The organism is Burkholderia diffusa (assembly GCF_001718315.1).
GTDB classification, from domain to species: domain Bacteria; phylum Pseudomonadota; class Gammaproteobacteria; order Burkholderiales; family Burkholderiaceae; genus Burkholderia; species Burkholderia diffusa_B.
Map to the genome: position 1 here is coordinate 598,545 of NZ_CP013362.1, position 21,442 is coordinate 619,986.

Sequence of the window (21,442 nt, forward strand, 5' to 3'; positions counted from 1 at the left end):
ACGAATTTCCCGAGGCCGGCGCGACGATGCGCCGGCCCCCAACAAGACAATGGAGACGACATGGCAGCCCCCATCCTCGATCCGAACGCGCCGGCCTTCACGCGGCGCTACATGAACCTCGCCGATCCGCGCCTGGGCGCGCAGGCGCTCTTCGCCAGCGACGAATTCTTCGCGCCGAAGGAACGCATGCTGAATCCCGAGCCGGCCGTCTTCATTCCCGGCAAATACGACGACCACGGCAAGTGGATGGATGGCTGGGAAACGCGCCGCAAGCGCACCACCGGCCACGACTTCTGCGTGGTCCGGCTCGCGCGGCCGGGCGTGATTCACGGCGTCGATCTCGATACGAGCCACTTCACGGGCAACTTCCCGCCTGCCGCGTCGATCGACGCGTGCGCGGTGGACGGCGACACGCCGCCGGACGACGCCGAATGGCGCACGATCGTCCCCGCGACGACACTGCAGGGCAATTCGCATCACTACGTGAGCGTCGACGATGCGCAGCCGGTCACGCACCTGCGCGTGAACCTCTATCCGGACGGCGGGCTCGCGCGGCTGCGCGTGTACGGGCAGCCGCAGCGCGACTGGCGCCGCGTGCCGGCCGGCGAGCTCGTCGATCTCGCGGCGATCGAGAACGGCGGCTACCTGGTGGCCGCGAACAACCAGCACTTCGGTGCGGCCTCGCAGATGCTGATGCCGGGGCGCGGTGCGAACATGGGCGACGGCTGGGAAACGCGGCGCCGCCGCGAGCCCGGCAACGACTGGGCGATCGTCGCGCTGGCGCGGCCGGGCATTATCCGGCGCGTCGAGGTCGACACGGCGTTCTTCAAGGGCAACTTCCCCGACCGCTGTTCGCTGCAGGCCGCGCGGGTCGCGGGCGGCACCGACGATTCGCTCGTCACGCAGGCGATGTTCTGGGCCGAGCTGCTCGGCGAGCAGAAGCTGCAGATGGACCACGTGCATACATTCGACCAGCTCGCGGCGCTTGGCCCCGTCACGCATGTGCGCTTCAACATCTTCCCGGACGGCGGCGTGTCGCGCCTGCGTCTGTGGGGCGAGCCGGCTTGAAGGAGGTATCGGCATGAGCGGACCACGCATCCTGCGCGTCGAGCGCCTGACCCGCGAGGCGTTCGCGCCGTTCGGCGACGTGATCGCGCTCGAAGGCGCGCGGCACTTCCCGATCAACGGCGGCACGACCGAGCGCTTCCACGATCTCGCGACGATCGACGTCTGCGCGGACGGCGGCCGGCCGCTCGTCAGCGTGTTTCGCGCGCAGCCGCGCGCGCAGCCGGTCGCGATCACGCTGATGGAGCGTCATCCTCATGGCAGTCAGGCGTTCATTCCGCTCGCGGCCGTGTCGCGGTACGCGATCGTCGTCGCGCCGGCCGGCGAGTTCCGGCCCGACGCGATGCGCGCGTTTCTCGCCGAAGGCTGGCAGGGCGTGAATTACGCGAAGGGCGTCTGGCACCATCCGCTGCTCGCGCTCGACGCGGTCAGCGACTTCGTGATTGTCGATCGCGGCGGCCCGCAGCCGAACTGCGACGAGATTCCGCTCGACGACGCGTGGGCGCTCGAGTTCGCGCCGGCGTGCGCGAGCACGGCCTGACGCGCGGCGAAGGCGCCATCGGGCGTCGAGCAATGCGCGCCGTGCGGCGGCAGCATGGCTCGCCGCTCACGATTGGAAAACGTTCCCGAACCGGCACGCCCGCAACGCGCGGGCCTTTTCCATTCCGATCCCGAAAACAACACGGCCCGGGCGGCGAGATGCCGGCCGGGCCGTGGCGCAGGTGTGAAGTCGTGCGGATCAGTGCTTGCGGTGCGGGCAGTTCTCGGTCGTGCACGAGCCGTACATCGCGAGCGAGTGCTCCTGGAGGTGGAAGCCGCGTTCCTTCGCGATCGCCTGCTGGCGGCTTTCGATCTCGGCATCGAAGAATTCCTCCACGCGGCCGCAATCGAGGCAGACGAGGTGATCGTGGTGCGAGCCTTCGTTCAGTTCGAACACGGCCTTGCCGGATTCGAAATTGCTGCGCGTGAGCAGGCCGGCCTGCTCGAACTGCGTCAGCACGCGGTAAACGGTGGCGAGCCCGATGTCGAGCTGCTCGTTGAGCAGGTTGCGGTAGACGTCTTCGGCCGTCAGGTGACGCACCGGGCTTTGCTGGAAGATCTCGAGAATCTTGAGGCGCGGTAGGGTGGCCTTTAGCCCGATATTCTTGAGATCCGTCGGATTGGTCATGGCTAGGCATCCCTAGAGTACAATGCAGGGCTTCAATGTTACCGGCTTTTCGCCGTTCCAGAAACACGCGCGGCCCGCGACGCGGGCCTGCCCGGTGACGGAAATGTTCACGGAATTTCTTTCGCACCTTCAGAGGAGTCGCATGCGGAGTGCCATCATCGCTGCCGCCGCCGTTGCCGCGCTGGCTGGTTGTTCGTCGTACGACAGCGTGACGCAGCGCATCGCGCAGAGCATCACGCCCTATCGGATCACTGTCGTGCAGGGCAACTTCGTGTCGCAGGAGAAGGCCGCGCAGTTGCAGGCCGGGATGACGCGCGAGCAGGTCCGCGCGCTGCTCGGCACGCCGCTGCTGTCGGACATGTTCCATGCTGACCGCTGGGATTACCTCTTTTACTTCAAGCGCGGCTCGACGTCCGTCGTTCAGCAGCGCGATCTCGTGCTGACGTTCTCGGGCGATCGCCTCGCGAGCTGGACGGGTGCCGAGAACCTGCCTTCCGAACTCGACCTGCTGGCGGATATCGACGGCGATCGCGGCGGCAAGAAGGCGAAGGCCGCGGCTGCGGCGAAGAAGGCGTCCGAAGCCGCTGCGGCCGCGAGCGCCGCGCAGGCGGCCGCCGCTGCGAGCGCATCCGCCGGGCCGGTTTCGGCTGCGGCGGTCGACCAGGATGCCAACGCCCAGGCGGCGCGCGCGGCGAACCGCGCGACCAACCAGGTGTCGGGGCAGGGCACGACCGCCCGCCGCTTCACGCCGTCCGCGCAGGCCTCGGGCGGCGCGCCGGTGCCGGGCGGCCAGCCGCCGGGCGCTGCGCCGGCGATCCAGCCGCAATTCCAGTTCCATCGCCCGCCGCAGCCGAACGCGACGAACGAAGCGGCGCCGCCCGTCGGCCCGCAAGGCTCGGACAACCTGCAGAACCAGCCGCTCACCGCGCCGGCGCAGTCGCAGTAAGCGGCCGGCGAGCGGAAACAGGGCGGCATGCGCCGCCCGCCTTTAGACCTGTCGTGTAGAAAGCCATGAAGATTGCGATTGCCGGTGCATCGGGCCGTATGGGCCGGATGCTGATCGAAGCCGTTCTCAACGATTCCGACGCGCAGCTCGTCGGCGCGCTCGACCGCGCCGATTCGCCGTTCCTCGGCCAGGACGCGGGCGCGTTCCTCGGCAAGGAAACCGGGATCAAGCTGACCGACGACCTCGACGCCGTGTTCGCGCAGGCCGACTACCTGATCGACTTCACGCGGCCGGAAGGCACGATGGCGCATGTGGCGGCCGCGTTGCGCCACGACGTGAAGCTCGTGATCGGCACGACCGGCTTCACCGCCGAGCAGAAGGCCGAGCTGCAGGCCGCGGCGGGCAAGATCGGCATCGTGTTCGCGGCGAACATGAGCGTCGGCGTGAACGTCACGCTGAAGCTGCTCGAATTCGCGGCGAAGCACTTCTCGCACGGCTACGACATCGAGATCATCGAGGCGCACCATCGTCACAAGGTCGACGCACCGTCGGGCACCGCGCTGATGATGGGCGAGGCCGTGGCCGGCGCGCTCGGGCGCTCGCTCGACGAATGCGCGGTGTACGGCCGCCACGGCGTGACGGGCGAACGCGATCCGTCGACGATCGGTTTTGCGGCCGTGCGCGGCGGCGACATCGTCGGCGATCACACCGTTCTGTTCGCCGGGATCGGCGAACGGATCGAGATCACGCACAAGTCGTCGAGCCGCGTGTCGTATGCGCAGGGCGCGCTGCGTGCGGTCCGCTTCCTGTCGGCGCGCGGCGCCGGCCTGTTCGACATGCAGGACGTGCTCGGCCTGCGCTGACCCTCACGGGGAAACTCCGATGGCGATTCCCACCGGCGTTGTCCACTACCTCGAAAGCGGCGATGCGATCACGCACGCCGTCGCCTACGTGCTGCTGGCGATGTCCATCGCCAGCTGGTGCTTCCTCCTCATGAAAGCCTGGCTGCTGGTCCGCGCGAAGCGGCAGGGGCCGCGGGCGCTCGCTTCGTTCTGGCGCGCGGCGTCGCTCGACGCGGGGATCGCCGCGCTGGCCGGCGCCGATCGCGAGCGCGTGTTCGTTCCGCTCGCGGAAGCCGCGCGCGATGCGGCCGATCAGCACGATCCGGCCGCGCTCGCCGCGCGTGTCGAGCGCAGCGAACGCGTGCTGCGTGCGCTGCGTCACGCGATGCTGCGCTCGCAGCGGCGCCTCGAATTCGGCCAGGTGCTGCTCGCGTCGATCGGCAGCACCGCGCCGTTCGTCGGGCTGCTCGGCACCGTATGGGGCATCTACCACGCGCTCGGCAGCATCGCCGCGAGTGGGCAGGCGCAGATCGAGAACGTCGCCGGGCCGGTCGGCGAGGCGCTGATCATGACCGCGTTCGGGCTCGTCGTCGCGATCCCTGCCGTGCTCGCCTACAACATCCTCGGGCGGCTCGTGCGCCAGCTCGCCGAGGAACTCGACGGCTTCGCGCGCGACCTGCACGTATTCGTGTGCGCGCAGGACGCCTGACGCGCGGCACGGAGGCACGAACATGGCATTCGGCGGACTGGAGCACCACAAGACGTCCGCGCCGATGGCGGAGATCAACATGACGCCGCTGATCGACGTGATGCTCGTGCTGCTCGTGATCTTCATCATCACCGCGCCGTTGATGACGCACGCGATCCGGCTCGACCTGCCGAAGGTCGCGGCCAGCGTCGCGCGCGACACGCCGCAGTCGGTCACGCTGTCGATCGACGACGCCGGCAAGCTGTACTGGGACGACGCACCTATTGCGCTCGACGCGCTGCCGGCGCGTTTCCGGGCCGCCGCCGCGGGCGCCGCGCCGCCCGAGCTGCGGCTGCGCGCATCGCGCGCGACCCGCTACGACGTGATCGCGCAGGTGATGGGCGCCGCGCAGGCCGCGGGGCTCACGCGGATCGGCTTCGTTACCGACATGCCGCCGGCGGGCGCCGCCGCACCGGCTGCGGCGGGCGCGGCACGCTGACGCGCAGGCCGCCCGCGCGTGCAGCGCGGGCAAGAATGCATGGCCGGCCCGCGAGAGCGGCCGTCCCGCCCGCCACGGACGGTATAATCGTCGTTTCCGCCCGGTTGGCAAGGTTTCGCCGGGTAACCTGGAGACCCTTCGGGCTACCCCGCGAATATCCGGATCATGATGCAGGCCCGAGAACCTTGAGCCTGCTCCCGCCGCCGGGCTGCCCGATTTCGTCCACTTCCGCGTGCCCGCCTCGTGGCGCGCCGCTTAAAGCCTAGTCCGAACCACACCATGCACGAGAGATACGTACCCGCCGACGTCGAAGCCGCCGCTCAGGGCGACTGGCGCGCAGCCGATGCCTACAAGACGAAGGAAGATTCGCAGAAGCCGAAGTTCTACTGCGTGTCGATGCTGCCGTACCCGTCCGGCAAGCTGCACATGGGTCACGTGCGCAACTACACGATCAACGACGTGATGTACCGCTATCTGCGGATGAACGGCTACAACACGCTGATGCCGATGGGTTGGGATGCATTCGGGATGCCGGCCGAGAACGCCGCAATGGCCAACGGCGTGCCGCCCGCGAAGTGGACCTACGACAACATCGATTACATGAAGGGCCAGATGCAGTCGATGGGTCTCGCGATCGACTGGTCGCGCGAGATCGCGACGTGCAAGCCCGACTACTACAAGTGGAACCAGTGGCTGTTCCTGAAGATGCTCGAGAAGGGCATCGCGTACAAGAAGACGGGCACGGTGAACTGGGACCCGGTCGACCAGACCGTGCTCGCGAACGAGCAGGTGATCGACGGCCGCGGCTGGCGTTCGGGCGCGCTCGTCGAGAAGCGCGAGATCCCGATGTACTACCTGCGGATCACGCAGTACGCGGATGAGCTGCTGAACGACCTCGACGGCCTCGGCTGGCCCGAGCGCGTGAAGATCATGCAGCAGAACTGGATCGGCAAAAGCTTCGGCGTGAACTTCGGTTTCCCGTACGAACTCGACGGAGAGAAGGCGCTCCTGCGCGTGTTCACGACGCGTGCGGACACGATCATGGGCGTCACGTTCTGCGCGATCGCGGCCGAGCACCCGCTCGCCACGCGCCTCGCGCAGGGCAAGCCAGAGCTCCAGGCGTTCATCGACGAATGCAAGCGCGGCGGCGTCGCCGAGGCAGACGTCGCGACGATGGAGAAGAAGGGCGTCGCGACGGGCTTCTCGGTATCGCACCCGCTGACGGGCGAGCCGGTCGAGGTGTGGATCGGCAACTACGTGCTGATGAGCTATGGCGAAGGCGCGGTGATGGGCGTGCCGGCGCACGACGAGCGCGACTTCGCGTTCGCGAAGAAATACGGGCTGCCGATCAAGCAGGTTATCGCAGCCGAAGGCCAGACGTACTCGCTGGACGCATGGCAGGAATGGTACGGCGACAAGGAAGTCGCGGTCTGCATCAACAGCGGCAAGTACGATGGCCTGGCATACGGCGCGGCGGTCGATGCGATCGCGGCCGACCTGAAGGCCGGCGGCTTCGGCGACAAGCAGGTCACGTGGCGCCTGCGTGACTGGGGCGTGTCGCGCCAGCGCTATTGGGGCACGCCGATCCCGATCATCCACTGCCCGTCGTGCGGCGACGTGCCGGTGCCGGAGCAGGACCTGCCGGTCGTGCTGCCGGAAGACCTCGTGCCGGACGGCACAGGCAACCCGCTCGCGAAGTCGGAAGCGTTCCTGAACTGCACGTGCCCGAAGTGCGGCGCGGCCGCCAAGCGCGAAACCGACACGATGGACACGTTCGTCGACTCGTCGTGGTACTTCTCGCGCTACACGGCGCCGGACGCCGAGACGATGGTCGACGCGCGCACCGATTACTGGATGCCGATGGATCAGTACATCGGAGGCATCGAACACGCGATCCTGCACCTGCTGTATTCGCGCTTCTGGACCAAGGTAATGCGCGACCTCGGCCTCGTGAAGTTCAGCGAGCCGGCGAAGAACCTGCTGACGCAGGGCATGGTGCTGAACGAGACGTTCTACCGCGAAGACGCGACGGGCAAGAAGACCTGGTACAACCCGGCCGACGTGACGGTCACGCACGACGACAAGGGCCGCCCGGTCGGCGCGACGCTGAACGGCGACGGCCAGCCGGTCGTGCTCGGCGGCATCGAGAAGATGTCGAAGTCGAAGAACAACGGTGTCGATCCGCAGGTGCTGATCGACCAGTACGGCGCCGACACCGCGCGCCTGTTCACGATGTTCGCCGCGCCGCCCGAGCAGCAGCTCGAGTGGTCGGGTGCGGGCGTCGAAGGCGCGAGCCGCTTCCTGCGTCGCGTGTGGAGCTTCGGCGCGACGAACCGTGAAGCGCTCGCCGCGCGGGCGGGCTTCGACGCGGCCGCGCTCGGCGATGCCGACAAGGCACTGCGCCGCGAGATCTACAGCGTGCTGAAGCAAGCGGATTTCGACTACCAGCGTCTGCAATACAACACGGTCGTGTCGGCCGCGATGAAGATGCTGAACGCGATCGACGGCGCGAAGGGCGCGACGCCCGGCGTGCTGCGCGAGACGTACGGCGTGCTGCTGCGCGTGCTGTACCCTGTCGTGCCGCACGTCACCTTCGAGCTGTGGAAGGCATTGGGTTACGCGGACGAATTCGGCACGCTGCTCGACGCGCCGTGGCCGAAGGTCGACGAGGCCGCGCTCGAGCAGGCCGAGATCGAACTCGTGCTGCAGGTGAACGGCAAGGTGCGCGGCGCGCTGAAGGTCGCGAAGGACGCGAGCCGCGAGGCGATCGAAGCCGCTGCGGTGGCCGACGACGCGTTCGCGAAGTTCAGCGACGGCAAGCCGGCGAAGAAGATCGTCGTCGTGCCGGGCCGCCTCGTGAACATCGTCGTCTGACGGCCGCTGGCCGTCGGGCGAACACAGAAGGAGCGAAGGTGATCCGCAGATCGTTTTTGATGCTCGCCGTCGGCAGCGCAGTCGCGCTGTCGGCATGCGGTTTCCAGTTGCGCGGCCAGCAGAACTACGCGTTCAAGCACTTGCTGGTGGCCGGTGCGCCGGCGCCCGTCGAGGCTCGCCTGGCGCGCCTCGTCGAGGCGGGCAGCGACACGAAGATCGTCAAGTCGGCGGACGACGCCGATGCCGTGCTGCGCATGTGGGAGTCGCGCGGGCAGAACACGCTGACGCTCAACAAGTACGGTTCGGCGCAGGAATACGCGCTGTTCTACACGTTGAACTACACGCTGACGAGCAAGGACGGCACCGTGCTGATTCCGCCGAGCGCGATCGCGCTGAACCGCGCGATGACGTACAGCGACCAGTACACGAACGCGAAAGCGCAGGAAGCCGACATTCTGTACGGCGACATGCAGAACGACGCTGTCGATCAGCTGATGCGGCGTCTTGCGATCGTCCACTCGCTGACGCCTGCGCCGGAGGACGTGGTGCCTGGCGTTGCGCCGGGCGCACCGTTGCCGCCGCCGCCACTCTGATCGCCCGCGCACGCACCGATGCAATTGCGACTTGATGCGCTGGAGCCGCACCTCGCGAAGGGGATGGCCGGGCTCTACACCGTCTACGGCGACGAGCCGCTGCTCGCGCAGGAAGCATGCGACCGCATTCGTGCGGCCGCGCGCGCGGCCGGTTTCACCGAACGTTCGGTGCATACGGTCGAGCGCGGCTTCGACTGGAGCGTGCTGCTCGGCGCGACCCAGGCGATGTCGCTGTTCGGCGAGCGTCAGCTGATCGAGCTGCGCATCCCGTCGGGCAAGCCCGGCAAGGAAGGCGCGGACGCGCTCAAGACGCTCGCGGCGACGCCCAACCCCGACGCGCTGATGCTCGTCACGTTGCCGCGCCTCGACGCGGCAACGCAGAAATCCGCGTGGTTCACCGCGCTGCAGAACGGCGGCGTCGCGCTGAAGATCGATCCGGTCGACCGCGCACAGCTGCCGAACTGGATCGGCCAGCGACTGTCGATGCACGGCCAGCGGGTCGCACCGGGCGACGACGGCCGGCGCGCGCTGCAGTTCATCGCGGAACGCGTCGAGGGCAACCTGCTTGCCGCGCACCAGGAAATCCAGAAGCTCGGCCTGCTTTATCCGCAGGGCGTGCTGTCGTTCGAGCAGGTGCACGACGCGGTGTTGAACGTCGCGCGCTACGATGTCTTCAAGCTGAACGAGGCGATGCTCGCAGGCGACGCCGCGCGGCTCGCGCGGATGATCGACGGGCTGAAGGGCGAGGGCGAGGCGATCGTGCTCGTGATGTGGGCCGTCGTCGAGGAATTGCGCACGCTGTTGCGGATCAAGCGCGGCGCGGCGGCCGGCAAGCCGCTGGCCACGCTGCTGCGCGAAAACCGCGTGTGGGGCCCGCGCGAGCGGCTGATCGGCCCCGCGCTGAGCCGCGTGTCGGAAGCCGTGCTCGAGAAGGCGCTCGCGTTTGCCGCCAAGCTCGATCGGCAGGTGAAGGGGCTGTCGGCCGTTACGCCGGGCCGCCGCACGCAGGACGATCCACCACCCGATCCGTGGGACGGCCTGTTCCAGCTCGCGATGACGGTGGCGGGCGCTCGCGGCGAACGACCGCCGACCGCGGGCCGCGTGCGGCGTTAAGCCCCGTCCGGGCTTTCAGCGCACGCATCGCAACCCGCTTACAATGTTTCGATCGCTGGCGCGGCCCGCTTGCCGCCGCGCTCCACGCTTCCCACGAATTTCACGCCGCGCCAAGCGGCTCGCTTTTCGAGTCACACGATGGATATCGATCAGTACATGACGGACCTGGGCCGCCGTGCCCGGCACGCTTCCCGCGCGATGGCGCGCGCCAGCACGGCCGCGAAGAACGCGGCGCTCGACGCCGTGGCCCGCGCGATCGAGCGCGACGCGCAGGCGCTGAAGGATGCGAATGCACGCGACGTCGCCCGCGCCCGTGAAAAGGGGCTCGATGCGGCGTTCATCGACCGCCTGACGCTGTCGGACAAGGCACTGAAGACGATGGTCGAAGGCCTGCGCCAGGTTGCGTCGCTGGCCGATCCGATCGGCGAGATCGGCAATCTCAAGTATCGCCCGAGCGGGATCCAGGTCGGCCAGATGCGCGTGCCGCTCGGCGTGATCGGCATCATCTACGAGTCGCGCCCGAACGTGACGATCGACGCGGCCGCGCTGTGCCTGAAGTCGGGCAACGCAACGATCCTGCGCGGCGGCTCCGAGGCGCTCGAATCGAACGCGGCGCTCGCGAAGCTGATCGGCGAAGGGCTCGAGGCGGCCGGCCTGCCGCAGGACGCCGTGCAGGTCGTTGCGACCGCCGATCGCGCGGCCGTCGGCAAGCTGATCACGATGACCGAATACGTCGACGTGATCGTGCCGCGCGGCGGCAAGAGCCTCATCGAGCGCCTGATCAACGAGGCACGCGTGCCGATGATCAAGCACCTCGATGGCATCTGCCACGTATATGTCGACGATCGTGCCGATCTCGCGAAGGCGCTGACGGTGTGCGACAACGCGAAGACGCACCGCTACGGCACCTGCAACACGATGGAAACGCTGCTTGTGTCGAGTGGCATCGCGGCGACGCTGTTGCCGCCGCTCGGCAAGCTGTATCGCGACAAGCAGGTCGAGCTGCGCGTCGATGCGGCCGCGCGCGCGGTGCTCGCCGAGGCCGGCATCGGCCCGCTCGTCGACGCGACCGACGAAGACTGGCACACCGAATATCTCGCGCCGGTGCTCGCGATCAAGGTCGTCGACGGCCTCGACGCCGCGATCGAACACATCAACCATTACGGCTCGCACCACACCGATGCGATCGTCACCGAGGATCACGACCGCGCGATGCGCTTCCTGCGCGAAGTCGACTCGGCGAGCGTGATGGTCAATGCGTCGACGCGCTTCGCGGACGGCTTCGAATTCGGCCTCGGCGCGGAAATCGGCATCTCGAACGACAAGCTGCACGCGCGCGGCCCCGTCGGCCTGGAGGGGCTCACGTCGCTGAAGTACGTCGTGCTCGGACACGGCGAAGGCCGCCAGTAAAGCGAGGCGCACAACCGATGGCAATGCTCTGGGTCAAGACGTTCCATATCGTTCTGATTGCCGCGTGGTTCGCGGGGCTGTTCTACCTGCCGCGCATCTACGTGAACCTGGCCATGGAGACCGATCCGGCCGCGGTGCGGCGTCTGTTGCTGATGGCGCGCAAGCTGTTCCGCTTCATGACGATGATCGCGGTGCCGGCGCTCGCATGCGGGCTGTGGCTCTGGCTCGTGATCGGCATCGGCCAGGGGCAGGGCTGGATCCACGCGAAGGTGACAGTCGTGCTGCTGCTCGTGATCTATCACGCGTACTGCGGGCATCTGCTGAAGGTGTTCGAGCGCGGAGAGAACAAGCGCACCGACAAGTGGTATCGCGTGTTTAACGAGCTGCCGGTGCTCGGCATGCTCGCGGCGGTCGCACTGGTCGTGATCAAGCCGTTTTGAGCGGTGCGGCCGGCCAGGTGCTGCCTGCGGTTGCCCGCCGATCCATGCGCAACGGCGCCCTTCGGGGCGCCGTTCTTCGTTTACGCGCGAGTCATGTGCGGCGCGACACGCCGGATGCCCGCGGGGCGGTCGGGCATCGCGCTTCGTCAATCCTTCGCGCCGTCGTCGATCCGGCGGCGCGTAATCGCTTCCTTCGCGCGGCCGACGCGCTCCATCAGCGCGGGCCCGCGCGACAGCGCAACGCCGACAGCGAGGATGTCGCCGATCGCGAGATGCGACATCCGCGACGTCATCGGCGAGAACACGTCGGTTTCCTCGGCAACGTTGGACGCGAGGCTCACCGTCGCGAGCTTCGCGAGCGGCGAGTGGCTCTGCGTGATCGCGACGACCTTCGCGCCGCACGCGAGCGCCGAGCGCGCGGCATCGACGATATCGCGCGTGCGGCCGGTGTTCGAAATCGCGACGACGACGTCGTGCGGCCCGAGCAGCGCCGACGACATCGAGAACGTGTGCGGGTCCGAATACGCGACGCTCGGCACGCCGAGCCGGAAGAACTTGTGCTGAATGTCCTGCGCGGCGATGCCCGAGCCGCCGGCGCCGTAGAACTCGATGCGCGACGCGTTCGACAGCAGTGCGATCGCGTCGGCGACGCTGCCGGCCGACAGACTGTTGCGTACTTCGATCAGCGCGCCGATCGTTCGGTCGAACACCTTGCCGATGATGCCGGGCGCGGGCTCGTCGGGCTCGACGTCACGATAGACCGACGACACGCCCGGCGCGACGCTCTGCGCGAGCCGGATCTTGAATTCGCGAAAGCCGCTGCAGCCGAGCGCCTGACAGAAGCGCGCGATGGTCGGTTGGCTGACGCCCGCGCGGGTCGACAGCTCGGTCATCGCGAGGTCGAGCACCTCGCGCGGCGCGGCGAGAATGTAGTCGGCGAGCTTGCGCTCGGACGGGCGCAGGTCGGCGCGAATCGCTTCAATGCGAGGCAGCATGGGACGGCAAATGAAAATCGGGTTCGGATGAGCGAGTGTATCGCAATCGAATTGTAGAAAATCTACATGAAAATGCTAGCTCGATCGTCAGTGATTTTCGGGTTGATGAGTAGTGGATATTAGGGTTTTCACTAGGTAAAGCCTTGCTGGTGGCGGGAATGCCGGTTGCGCGCATGTTCATTCGCATTGCGTGCGTGTAGTTTTTCTACTAGACTGGCTTCGTTCGTTCGACGCACTCGACCGTCCCCACGATTCCAACCGCCGGCACCGTCCGGCATACAGGAGCGCCCAGCATGACGTCGCTGCACCCCACCCTGGCGAAGGTCACCGAACGCGTGATCGCCCGCAGCCAATCGACCCGTTCCGCCTATTTGAAGCGCATCGACGGCGCGCAGGGCAAGTTCCCGGCGCGTGGTGCACTGTCGTGCGCGAACCTCGCGCACGGCTTCGCGGGTCTCGAAGGCAGCGACAAGTTCCAGATCAAGGCGATTCGCGAGCCGAACATCGGCATCGTGTCCTCGTACAACGAGATGCTGTCGGCGCACGCGCCGTACAAGGATTTCCCCGAGATCATCAAGGCAGCCGCGCGCGAGAACGGCGGCGTCGCGCAGTTCGCGGGCGGCGTGCCGGCGATGTGCGACGGCGTCACGCAGGGCAATCCGGGGATGGAGCTGTCGCTGTTCTCGCGCGAGGCGATCGCGATGGGCACGGCGATCGCGCTCACGCACAACATGTTCGACGCGGCGCTTTGCCTCGGCATCTGCGACAAGATCGTGCCCGGCCTGCTGATCGGCGCGCTCCAGTTCGGCCACCTGCCGACCATCTTCGTGCCGGCCGGCCCGATGACGAGCGGCCTGTCGAACGACGACAAGGCGAAGATCCGCCAGCAGTTCGCGACCGGCCAGGTCGGCCGCGACGCGCTGCTCGAAGCGGAATCCGCCGCGTATCACGGCCACGGCACCTGCACGTTCTACGGCACCGCGAACAGCAACCAGATGCTGATGGAACTGATGGGCCTGCACCTGCCGGGTTCGGCGTTCGTTCATCCGCACACGCCGCTGCGAAACGCACTGACGGCCGAAGCCGCGCGGCGCGTGCTCGACCTGACGGTCGAGCGCGGCCAGTACACGCCGATCGGCCATGTGATCGACGAGAAGGCGATCGTCAACGGGATCGTCGCGCTGCTCGCGACGGGCGGCTCGACCAACCACACGCTGCACCTCGTCGCGATCGCACGGGCGGCCGGCATCCTGATCGACTGGAACGATTTCGACGAACTGTCGGCGGCGGTGCCGCTGCTCGCGAAGATCTACCCGAACGGCAAGGCCGACGTGAATCATTTCCATGCGGCGGGCGGAGTCGCGTTCCTGGTGCGCAACCTGCTCGAAGGCGGGCTGCTGCACGAAGACGTGACGACCGTCGCGGGTAAGGGCCTGTCGCACTACACGAAAGAGCCGAAGCTGATCGACGGCAAGCTGACGTGGGTCGACGGCACGGCCGAAAGCCACGACACGAAGGTGCTGCGCGGCATTCACGACCCGTTCCAGCCCGACGGCGGCCTGCGCCTGATGCAGGGCCGGCTCGGCCGCGGCGTGATCAAGATTTCGGCGGTCGCGCCCGAGCACCGCAAGGTGACCGCGCCCGCGATCGTGTTCGATTCGCAGGAAGCCGTGCAGGAGGCGTTCGATCGCGGCGAGCTGAAGCGCGATTTCGTCGCGGTCGTGCGCTTCCAGGGCGCGCGCGCGAACGGGATGCCGGAATTGCACCGTTTGACGCCGCTGCTCGGCGTGCTGCAGGATCAGGGCTTCCATGTCGCGCTCGTGACCGACGGCCGCATGTCCGGTGCGTCGGGCAAGGTGCCGGCCGTGATCCACGTGTCGCCGGAGGCGCTGCTGGCCGGCCCGCTCGGCAAGGTGAAGACGGGCGACACGCTGGTGATCGACGCGGAGGCCGGCATTCTCGACATCGAGGTCGACGACGCCGAGTGGCACGCGCGCCCGGTTGCGCAACCGCTGCACCAGGCCGACAACGAAACGGGTTTTGGCCGCGAGCTGTTCGGCGTGTTCCGCGCGGCGGCCGCGCCGGCCGAGCAGGGTGCATCGGTTTTCGGGACGCTGGTCGGCGAAGCGGCCGTCCGCGTCTCTGCATGAATTTCAAGGAGCGAATTTGATGAAGACGATTGCTGAAATCGTGAAGCTGGGCCCGGTGATTCCGGTGCTCGCATTCGACTCGGTCGAGCAGGGCGAACACGTGTCGCGCGCGTTGCACGCGGGCGGCGTCAAGGTGCTCGAGATCACGCTGCGTACGCCGGCGGGGCTGGAGGCAATCCAGCGCGCGAGCCAGCTCGCGGACGACATCGTCGTCGGCGTCGGCACGATCACGAAGCCGGAGCACTGCGAGCAGGCGAAGCGCGCGGGTGCGAAGTTTGGCGTGTCGCCGGGTCTGACGAAGGACCTGCACCTCGCGTCGCTCGACGCCGGCCTGCCGCTGCTGCCGGGCGTGATGACGCCGAGCGACATTATCCAGGCGCTCGAATTCGGCTACGAGATCGTCAAGTTCTTCCCCGCGCAGCAGGCCGGCGGCGTGCCGATGCTGCAGGCGTTCCACGGCCCGTTCCCGGCGCTGAAGTTCTGCCCGACGGGCGGCATCACGGTCGACACCGCGCCGAATTTCCTGAAGCTGCCGAACGTCGTGTGCGTCGGCGGTTCGTGGCTCACGCCGAAGGCCGCGCTCGCCGCGCAGGACTGGGCCGAAGTCACGCGCCTCGCGCAAGCCGCGAGCCAGCTTCACCGCTAATACTTGTACGGAATGAAGGTTTGACCCTCGGCAAGCAAGCGCTTAGTGCTTGTTTTACCGAGGGTTTTTGCTGATGGAACCGGTTCTATCCGCGGACCTTAAAGATAAGTAAAATTCAGCGTCCTCACGGGGTGGGTACCCCCGTGTTTCGGAGACCTGCATAGCCGGGCATACTCGCAACCACTCGCCCGGTTTCGAACAATCCAAGGAGGAGTGCCACATGGGGGCTGTCCAAGGCAGCATGCTGCTCGTATTCACGCTGATCGCGATTGCCGCGCTGATCCTGATGATCGCGCGCTTCAAGATCTACCCGTTCCTGGTGCTGATCATCGTTTCGCTGGGGCTGGGTCTCGTCGTCGGCATGCCGATGGACAAGATCGTCAAGTCGTTCGAAACGGGCACGGGCGGCACGCTCGGCCACATCGCGATCGTCGTCGGCCTCGGCACCATGCTCGGCAAGATGATGGCCGAATCGGGCGGCGCCGAACGGATCGCGACCACGCTGATCGACTGGTTCGGTGAAAAGAACATCCACTGGGCGATGATGTTCGTCGCGATCATCGTCGGCTTGCCGGTGTTCTTCGAAGTCGGCTTCGTGCTGCTGATCCCGATCGCGTTCAACGTCGCGAAACGCACCGGCAAGTCGCTGCTCGTCGTCGGCCTGCCGATGGTGGCCGGCCTGTCCGTCGTGCACGGGCTGATCCCGCCGCACCCGGCCGCGCTGCTGGCCGTTCAGCAATACGGCGCCGATATCGGCAAGACGATCGCGTTCGGCCTGATCGTCGGCGTGCCGACCGCGATCATCGCCGGTCCGCTGTTCGCGCTGATGATCTCGAAGTTCGTGAAGCTGCCGGAAAACAACCCGCTCGCATCGCAGTTCGTCGATACGCACACGGACGGCCGCACGCGCGAACTGCCGGGTTTCGGCATCACGCTGTTCACGATCCTGCTGCCCGTCGTGCTGATGCTCGTCGGCAGCTGGGCCGACCTGGTATTCGCACCGAAGTCGCTGCCGAACAACCTGCTGCGCTTTGCCGGCAACTCCGACGTCGCGCTGCTGATCGCCGTGCTGGTGAGCTTCTTCACGTTCGGCAAGCTGCAGGGCTTCAACCGCGACCAGATCCAGAAGTTTTGCGGCGAGTGTCTGGCGCCGATCGCCGGCATCACGCTGATCGTCGGTGCGGGCGGCGGCTTCGGCGGCGTCCTGCGCGATAGCGGGATCTCGCAGCAGATCGTCGAGACCGCGAAGCACGCGCACCTGTCGCCGCTGCTGCTCGGCTGGTTCGTCGCGGCGCTGATGCGCCTGGCGACAGGCTCGGCGACGGTCGCGATGACGACGGCCTGCGGCATCGTCGCGCCGATCGCGGCGGCGTCGGGCGCGGCGGTTCGTCCGGAGCTGCTCGTGCTCGCGACGGGCTCGGGCTCGCTGATCTTCTCGCACGTGAACGACGGCGGCTTCTGGCTGATCAAGGAATATTTCGGGATGACGGTCGGCCAGACGTTCAAGACCTGGTCGCTGCTTGAAACCATCATCTCGGTGCTCGGTCTGAGCTTTACGCTGGTGCTGAGCCTGGTTTTGTAACAAGGGGTAGTCAATGATTCTGATCGCAATGGGCGTGTCGGGCGCGGGCAAATCGCGAATCGGCGAAATGCTGGCGGAACGCCTGTCGTGCAGCTATACCGACGGCGACGCGTTTCACAGCGCCGCAAACAAGGAAAAGATGCACAACGGCATTCCGCTGACCGACGACGACCGCTGGCCGTGGCTGCGCACGATTCGCGCGGCCATCGAGGAGAAGCAGCGTGCCGGCGAGACCGCCGTGTTCACCTGCTCGTCGCTGAAGCGGTCGTACCGCGACGTGCTGCGCGGTACCGACACCGACGTGCGGTTCGTGTATCTGAAGGGCTCGTTCGAGGTGTTGCAGGAGCGCCTGAAGACCCGCACCGGCCATTTCTTCGATCCGTCGCTGCTGAAGAGCCAGCTCGACACGCTCGAGGAACCGGGCCCGGACGAAGCGATCGTGGTCAGCATCGAGCTGACGCCCGAACAGATCGTCGATGAAGTGATGGCGAAGATCGGCCTCGCGCAGCAGCATTGAGCGCGGTTCGCGGCAATCCGCGGCAATTATCACGCAGCAGTGAAAAAGGCGCCCCTCGGGGCGCCTTTTTCGTTGGCGGTGGCGTGCGCGTGAGCCGCCGCTCAGCTTGAGCGGGCATGCTGCGCGATGCCGTCGTGCAGCACGTCCAGCATCGTGTCGTGCACGGCTGCCGGGTCGAGTTGCGCATAGAGCGGGGCGGCCGATTTGACGAGCGGGTGCGCGGTGTCGGACAGCGCGTTCATTTCCGCGAGCTCGACCTCGTTAGCGGGCCGCGTGAGACCGCCGGCCTCGGCGGCCGCGAGCCCGATCACGCTCGCATACCAGCCGACGCAGACCGACGGCAGTGCGGTGCGCGCAATGCCGGCATCGGCCAGCGCACGATGGACGGTCTCGATGTGCGCGAGATCGGCCGGCCCGGTGCTCATGTGACGCTGCAGCAGCGCGAACGCGGCGGGATGGCGCAGCGCGAGCGCGCGGTACTGGCGTGCGAGATCGCACAGTCGCTCCCGCCACGGCAGCGAAGGGTCGACCGGCACGAGCGAGCGCGACAGCGCGTTCGCAATCGCACGGCTCAGGCCCTCCTTCGACTTGAAGTGATACAGCACGCTCATCGGGTCGCAGCCGACCGATTGCGCGAGCTTGCGCACGCTGAACGCGGCTTCGCCGACCTCTTCGAGCAGCGCGAGCGCGGCCGCGACGATTGCATCCTTGTCGAGGCCGCGCGGGCCTTGGGCGGGTTTGTCTTTCATGGAAGCGGGATGGCTGCGGTTGTAATCTTGACGAAAGCATATTCTACGCTGTAGAATTATTTCTGCGGTGTAGAAATTTGGGTGTCCCGGCACCTTCAATGCGTGCTTTCGCACGGTCCGGGATCCAGGCAGACACGAGCGTGCCTGCCGTCAACACGGGCCATCGCGCCCTTTATCTCGTTGACACCCAAGTGGAACCGGCTGCCCCACCCGCGAAGCCTCACGGCCCTTCGACAGGCGGCCCAAGACCATGCAAGTGCAATCATGACTTCCAATCACAAACCCCTGATCCAGGGAGAATCGCGTTTCGACCAGACGCAACTGAACATCGAAAAGGACAACTGGAACTGGTGCGAGCCGTCCCGCTACGACGGCGAGCGTCCGGCCAACTGGTACGAGGCGTCGTTGTCGCGCCATGAAAACAGCGCGCCGCTCGCGCACGACGCGGTGTGCGACGTGCTCGTGATCGGCGCGGGTCTGCTCGGCGCATCGGCCGCGCTGCATCTCGCGGAAGCCGGCGTCGACACGATCCTCGTCGACAAGCATCACGTCGGTTCCGCGGCGTCGGGCCGCAACGGCGGCCAGCTCACGCCGGGCCTCGCGCGCTGGGAGGCGGCCGACATGATCGACCATCTGTCGCACGAGGACGCGAAGCGGCTGTGGCGCTTCGCGTCGGTGGAATCGATGGACCTGATCGATGCGATCGGCGCGCGTTACGCGCTCGACCTCGATCGCAAGCGCGGCCACGTCACGGCGGCGGTCCACCCGGGCCACATGAGCGCGCTGCTCGACGGCGCGGACGCACGCCGCCATCTCGGCGACGCCGGCGTGACGCTCGTCGGCCGCCATCAGCTGCACGACGAATACGTGCGCTCGGGGTTGTATCACGGCGCGGCGATCGACGCGATCGGCGGCCAGCTTCATCCGCTCGCGCTGGTGCGCGGCCTCGTGCACGGCTTCCGGCTGAACGGCGGCGTGCTCCACGAGGGCACCGAGGTGCTGGAACTCGACGAAACGCCCGCGGGCGTCGTCGCGACGACGCCGGGCGGCACGATTACCGCGCGCCGCGGCGTCGTACTCGCGCTGCACAACACGACGTTCCGGTTGCTGGACGACGGCGCGGCGACCACCGTACCGTTTTTCACGTACGTGAGCGTGACGGCGCCGCTCGACGTCGACGTCGCGACCCTGATGCCGGCCGGCATGCCGGTGTACGACACGCAGTTCCAGATCGACTACTACCGGCCGGTGCGCGGCAACCGCCTGCTGTTCGGCGGGCAGGGCACCGGCACGTGCTGGGCGCAGCCCGACGTCAACGCGTATCTGCTGACGCGGCTGAACACGGTGTTCCCGCAGGTCGACGGCCAGTTCGCGCTCGACTACTGCTGGAGCGGCGTCAGCGATTTCACGCTGAACGGCGCGACCGACAGCCGCAAGACCGACGGCCGCGTGCCGATGTACATGGTGCAGGGCTGGAGCGGGCATGGCGTCGCGCAGACGGTGCGGATCGGCAAGGCGATCTGCGACGATTTCGTCGGACGCAACGACGATTTCTCGATGCTGACCGGCATCGACCACCGCGAGATTCCGCTCGGCCGGCAGTTGTCGCCGATCGCGATTCCGGCCGCGAAGGCGGCGATGAGCGTGATGACGGCGCTCAACCCTGGGAAGATGATCTCGTTCTGATCGGGCGGCGCGGATCGTCGGCCCGACAAACAAAAACGCCCGATGCGCGATGCATCGGGCGTTTTGCGTTGGCGCGGCGGCGCTTACGCGATCCGCTTCGCGAGTTCGACGGCCTTGCCGATGTACGACGCGGGCGTCATCGCGAGCAGGCGGTCCTTTGCGTCCTGCGGGATCGCCAGCGTGCCGACGAATTCCTGCAGCGCTTCGCGCGTGATGCCCTTGCCGCGCGTCAGTTCCTTCAGCTGCTCGTACGGGTTCTCGATGCCGTAGCGGCGCATCACCGTCTGCACCGGCTCCGCGAGCACTTCCCAGCAGTTGTCCAGGTCTTCGTTCAGGCGCTGCGGGTTCACTTCGAGCTTGTCGAGGCCGCGGATCAGCGAGTCGTACGCGAGCAGCGAGTAGCCGAGCGCGACGCCCATGTTGCGCAGCACCGTCGAGTCGGTCAGGTCGCGTTGCCAGCGCGACACCGGCAGCTTGTCGGCGAGGTGGCGCAGCGTCGCGTTCGCGAGGCCCAGGTTGCCTTCGGAGTTCTCGAAGTCGATCGGGTTGACCTTGTGCGGCATCGTCGACGAGCCGATTTCACCGGCCTTCGTCTTCTGCTTGAAGTAGCCGACCGAGATGTAGCCCCACACGTCGCGGTCGAGGTCGAGCAGGATCGTGTTCGCGCGCGCAACCGCATCGAACAGCTCGGCCATGTAGTCGTGCGGCTCGATCTGGATCGTGTACGGGTTGAAGGTCAGCTTCAGGCGGTTCTCGATCACGTCGCGCGAGAACGCTTCCCAGTCGAATTCCGGATACGCGGACAGATGCGCGTTGAAGTTGCCGACCGCGCCGTTCATCTTGCCGAGGATCTCGACCTTCTCGATGCGCGTGATCGCGCGCGCGAGGCGGGCGGCGACGTTCGCGAGTTCCTTGCCGAGCGTCGTCGGGCTGGCCGGTTGGCCGTGCGTGCGCGACAGCATCGGCTGCTCGGCGAGCGCATGCGCGAGCGCGACGAGGCGCTGGTGGACAGTGCGCAGCGCCGGCACGATCACGTGCTCGCGCGCGCCGGCGAGCATCATCCCGTGCGACGTGTTGTTGATGTCTTCGGACGTGCACGCGAAGTGGATGAATTCGCTGGCCTTCTCGAGTTCGGCCTGGCCCTTGACCGATTCCTTCAGCCAGTATTCGACGGCCTTCACGTCGTGGTTCGTCACGCGCTCGATTTCCTTGATGCGCGCGGCGTCGTGCGCGGTGAAGCGCTCGGCGAGCTGCAGCAGGAATTGTTCGGAAGCTTCGGAGAAGCGCGGGATTTCCGCGAAGCCGGCGCGCGACAGCGCGATCAGCCAATGCACCTCGACGGTGACGCGGTGGCGCATGAAGGCGGCTTCGGAGAGCCAGTCGCGCAGCGCTTCGGTCTTGCTGGCGTAGCGGCCGTCGATGGGCGAGAGCGCGGTGAGGGCGAAAAGCGTATCGGGACGAGTGTCGGACATGGTCGGG

20 protein-coding genes are annotated in these 21,442 nt (G+C 67.2%); 16 read left to right on the plus strand and 4 right to left on the minus strand.

Going from position 1 to position 21,442, the window contains the following annotated elements:
• The first annotated feature begins 60 nt into the window (after positions 1–60).
• On the plus strand, positions 61–1,068 hold the full coding sequence (alc, locus tag WI26_RS02740) for an allantoicase (protein ID WP_059538637.1): 1,008 nt from the start codon (positions 61–63) through the stop codon (positions 1,066–1,068).
• Positions 1,069–1,081: 13 nt separating this feature from the next.
• Positions 1,082–1,606 carry an ureidoglycolate lyase gene (locus WI26_RS02745; protein ID WP_059510994.1) on the plus strand — a complete coding sequence of 175 codons (525 nt, stop codon included), beginning with the start codon at positions 1,082–1,084 and terminating at the stop codon, positions 1,604–1,606.
• A 198-nt stretch (positions 1,607–1,804) separates the two neighbouring features.
• Here the strand turns inward: WI26_RS02745 and fur are convergent, their stop codons facing one another.
• Positions 1,805–2,233, minus strand: a complete 429-nt coding sequence (fur, locus tag WI26_RS02750; protein WP_069225122.1) for a ferric iron uptake transcriptional regulator — start codon at positions 2,231–2,233, stop codon at positions 1,805–1,807.
• 142 nt (positions 2,234–2,375) lie between these two features.
• On the opposite strand from fur, the gene WI26_RS02755 reads away from it, so the two are divergent.
• From WI26_RS02755 to WI26_RS02795, 9 genes are all read left to right on the plus strand, one after another.
• Entirely contained in the window at positions 2,376–3,179 is an 804-nt protein-coding gene (locus WI26_RS02755) for an outer membrane protein assembly factor BamE (protein ID WP_059510995.1), read from the plus strand.
• 65 nt (positions 3,180–3,244) lie between these two features.
• Positions 3,245–4,042 carry a 4-hydroxy-tetrahydrodipicolinate reductase gene (gene dapB / locus WI26_RS02760; protein WP_059510996.1) on the plus strand — a complete coding sequence of 266 codons (798 nt, stop codon included), beginning with the start codon at positions 3,245–3,247 and terminating at the stop codon, positions 4,040–4,042.
• Positions 4,043–4,061: 19 nt separating this feature from the next.
• Entirely contained in the window at positions 4,062–4,730 is a 669-nt protein-coding gene (locus tag WI26_RS02765; RefSeq protein WP_059465379.1) for a MotA/TolQ/ExbB proton channel family protein, read from the plus strand.
• A 22-nt stretch (positions 4,731–4,752) separates the two neighbouring features.
• Positions 4,753–5,208 (plus strand): ExbD/TolR family protein, encoded by a 456-nt coding sequence (locus tag WI26_RS02770; protein WP_059465380.1) that lies wholly within the window; start codon positions 4,753–4,755, stop codon positions 5,206–5,208.
• 279 nt (positions 5,209–5,487) lie between these two features.
• Positions 5,488–8,082, plus strand: a complete 2,595-nt coding sequence (gene leuS / locus WI26_RS02775) for a leucine--tRNA ligase (RefSeq protein ID WP_059538635.1) — start codon at positions 5,488–5,490, stop codon at positions 8,080–8,082.
• Positions 8,083–8,120: 38 nt separating this feature from the next.
• A complete protein-coding gene (gene lptE, locus WI26_RS02780) occupies positions 8,121–8,675 on the plus strand; it encodes an LPS assembly lipoprotein LptE (protein ID WP_059465382.1) in 555 nt (184 codons plus the stop codon).
• Positions 8,676–8,693: 18 nt separating this feature from the next.
• On the plus strand, positions 8,694–9,788 hold the full coding sequence (holA, locus tag WI26_RS02785; protein ID WP_069225123.1) for a DNA polymerase III subunit delta: 1,095 nt from the start codon (positions 8,694–8,696) through the stop codon (positions 9,786–9,788).
• Positions 9,789–9,926: 138 nt separating this feature from the next.
• Positions 9,927–11,198 carry a glutamate-5-semialdehyde dehydrogenase gene (locus tag WI26_RS02790; protein WP_059682562.1) on the plus strand — a complete coding sequence of 424 codons (1,272 nt, stop codon included), beginning with the start codon at positions 9,927–9,929 and terminating at the stop codon, positions 11,196–11,198.
• Positions 11,199–11,215: 17 nt separating this feature from the next.
• Complete coding sequence (locus tag WI26_RS02795) at positions 11,216–11,638, plus strand: CopD family protein (protein WP_107938103.1); 423 nt, start codon at positions 11,216–11,218, stop codon at positions 11,636–11,638.
• A 146-nt stretch (positions 11,639–11,784) separates the two neighbouring features.
• On the opposite strand, the gene WI26_RS02800 is transcribed toward WI26_RS02795, so the two are convergent.
• Complete coding sequence (locus WI26_RS02800; protein ID WP_059465385.1) at positions 11,785–12,633, minus strand: MurR/RpiR family transcriptional regulator; 849 nt, start codon at positions 12,631–12,633, stop codon at positions 11,785–11,787.
• A gap of 293 nt (positions 12,634–12,926) precedes the next feature.
• Between WI26_RS02800 and edd the strand changes: the two genes are divergently transcribed.
• The 4 genes from edd to WI26_RS02820 all read left to right on the plus strand — a co-directional run bounded on the left by edd (position 12,927) and on the right by WI26_RS02820 (position 17,528).
• Entirely contained in the window at positions 12,927–14,783 is a 1,857-nt protein-coding gene (gene edd / locus WI26_RS02805) for a phosphogluconate dehydratase (protein ID WP_059916372.1), read from the plus strand.
• A 19-nt stretch (positions 14,784–14,802) separates the two neighbouring features.
• Positions 14,803–15,429 (plus strand): bifunctional 4-hydroxy-2-oxoglutarate aldolase/2-dehydro-3-deoxy-phosphogluconate aldolase, encoded by a 627-nt coding sequence (gene eda / locus WI26_RS02810; RefSeq protein ID WP_059465387.1) that lies wholly within the window; start codon positions 14,803–14,805, stop codon positions 15,427–15,429.
• A 220-nt stretch (positions 15,430–15,649) separates the two neighbouring features.
• Positions 15,650–17,011: a GntP family permease gene (locus WI26_RS02815; RefSeq protein ID WP_069225124.1), complete on the plus strand. Its 1,362-nt coding sequence runs from the start codon at positions 15,650–15,652 to the stop codon at positions 17,009–17,011.
• A 13-nt stretch (positions 17,012–17,024) separates the two neighbouring features.
• Positions 17,025–17,528 carry a gluconokinase gene (locus WI26_RS02820; RefSeq protein WP_059465389.1) on the plus strand — a complete coding sequence of 168 codons (504 nt, stop codon included), beginning with the start codon at positions 17,025–17,027 and terminating at the stop codon, positions 17,526–17,528.
• 101 nt (positions 17,529–17,629) lie between these two features.
• Here the strand turns inward: WI26_RS02820 and WI26_RS02825 are convergent, their stop codons facing one another.
• Entirely contained in the window at positions 17,630–18,277 is a 648-nt protein-coding gene (locus tag WI26_RS02825) for a TetR/AcrR family transcriptional regulator (RefSeq protein ID WP_059538357.1), read from the minus strand.
• 264 nt (positions 18,278–18,541) lie between these two features.
• Between WI26_RS02825 and WI26_RS02830 the strand changes: the two genes are divergently transcribed.
• Entirely contained in the window at positions 18,542–19,963 is a 1,422-nt protein-coding gene (locus WI26_RS02830) for an NAD(P)/FAD-dependent oxidoreductase (protein WP_059465391.1), read from the plus strand.
• 83 nt (positions 19,964–20,046) lie between these two features.
• On the opposite strand, the gene purB is transcribed toward WI26_RS02830, so the two are convergent.
• A complete protein-coding gene (gene purB, locus WI26_RS02835; protein WP_059465392.1) occupies positions 20,047–21,435 on the minus strand; it encodes an adenylosuccinate lyase in 1,389 nt (462 codons plus the stop codon).
• Positions 21,436–21,442 lie beyond the last annotated feature (7 nt).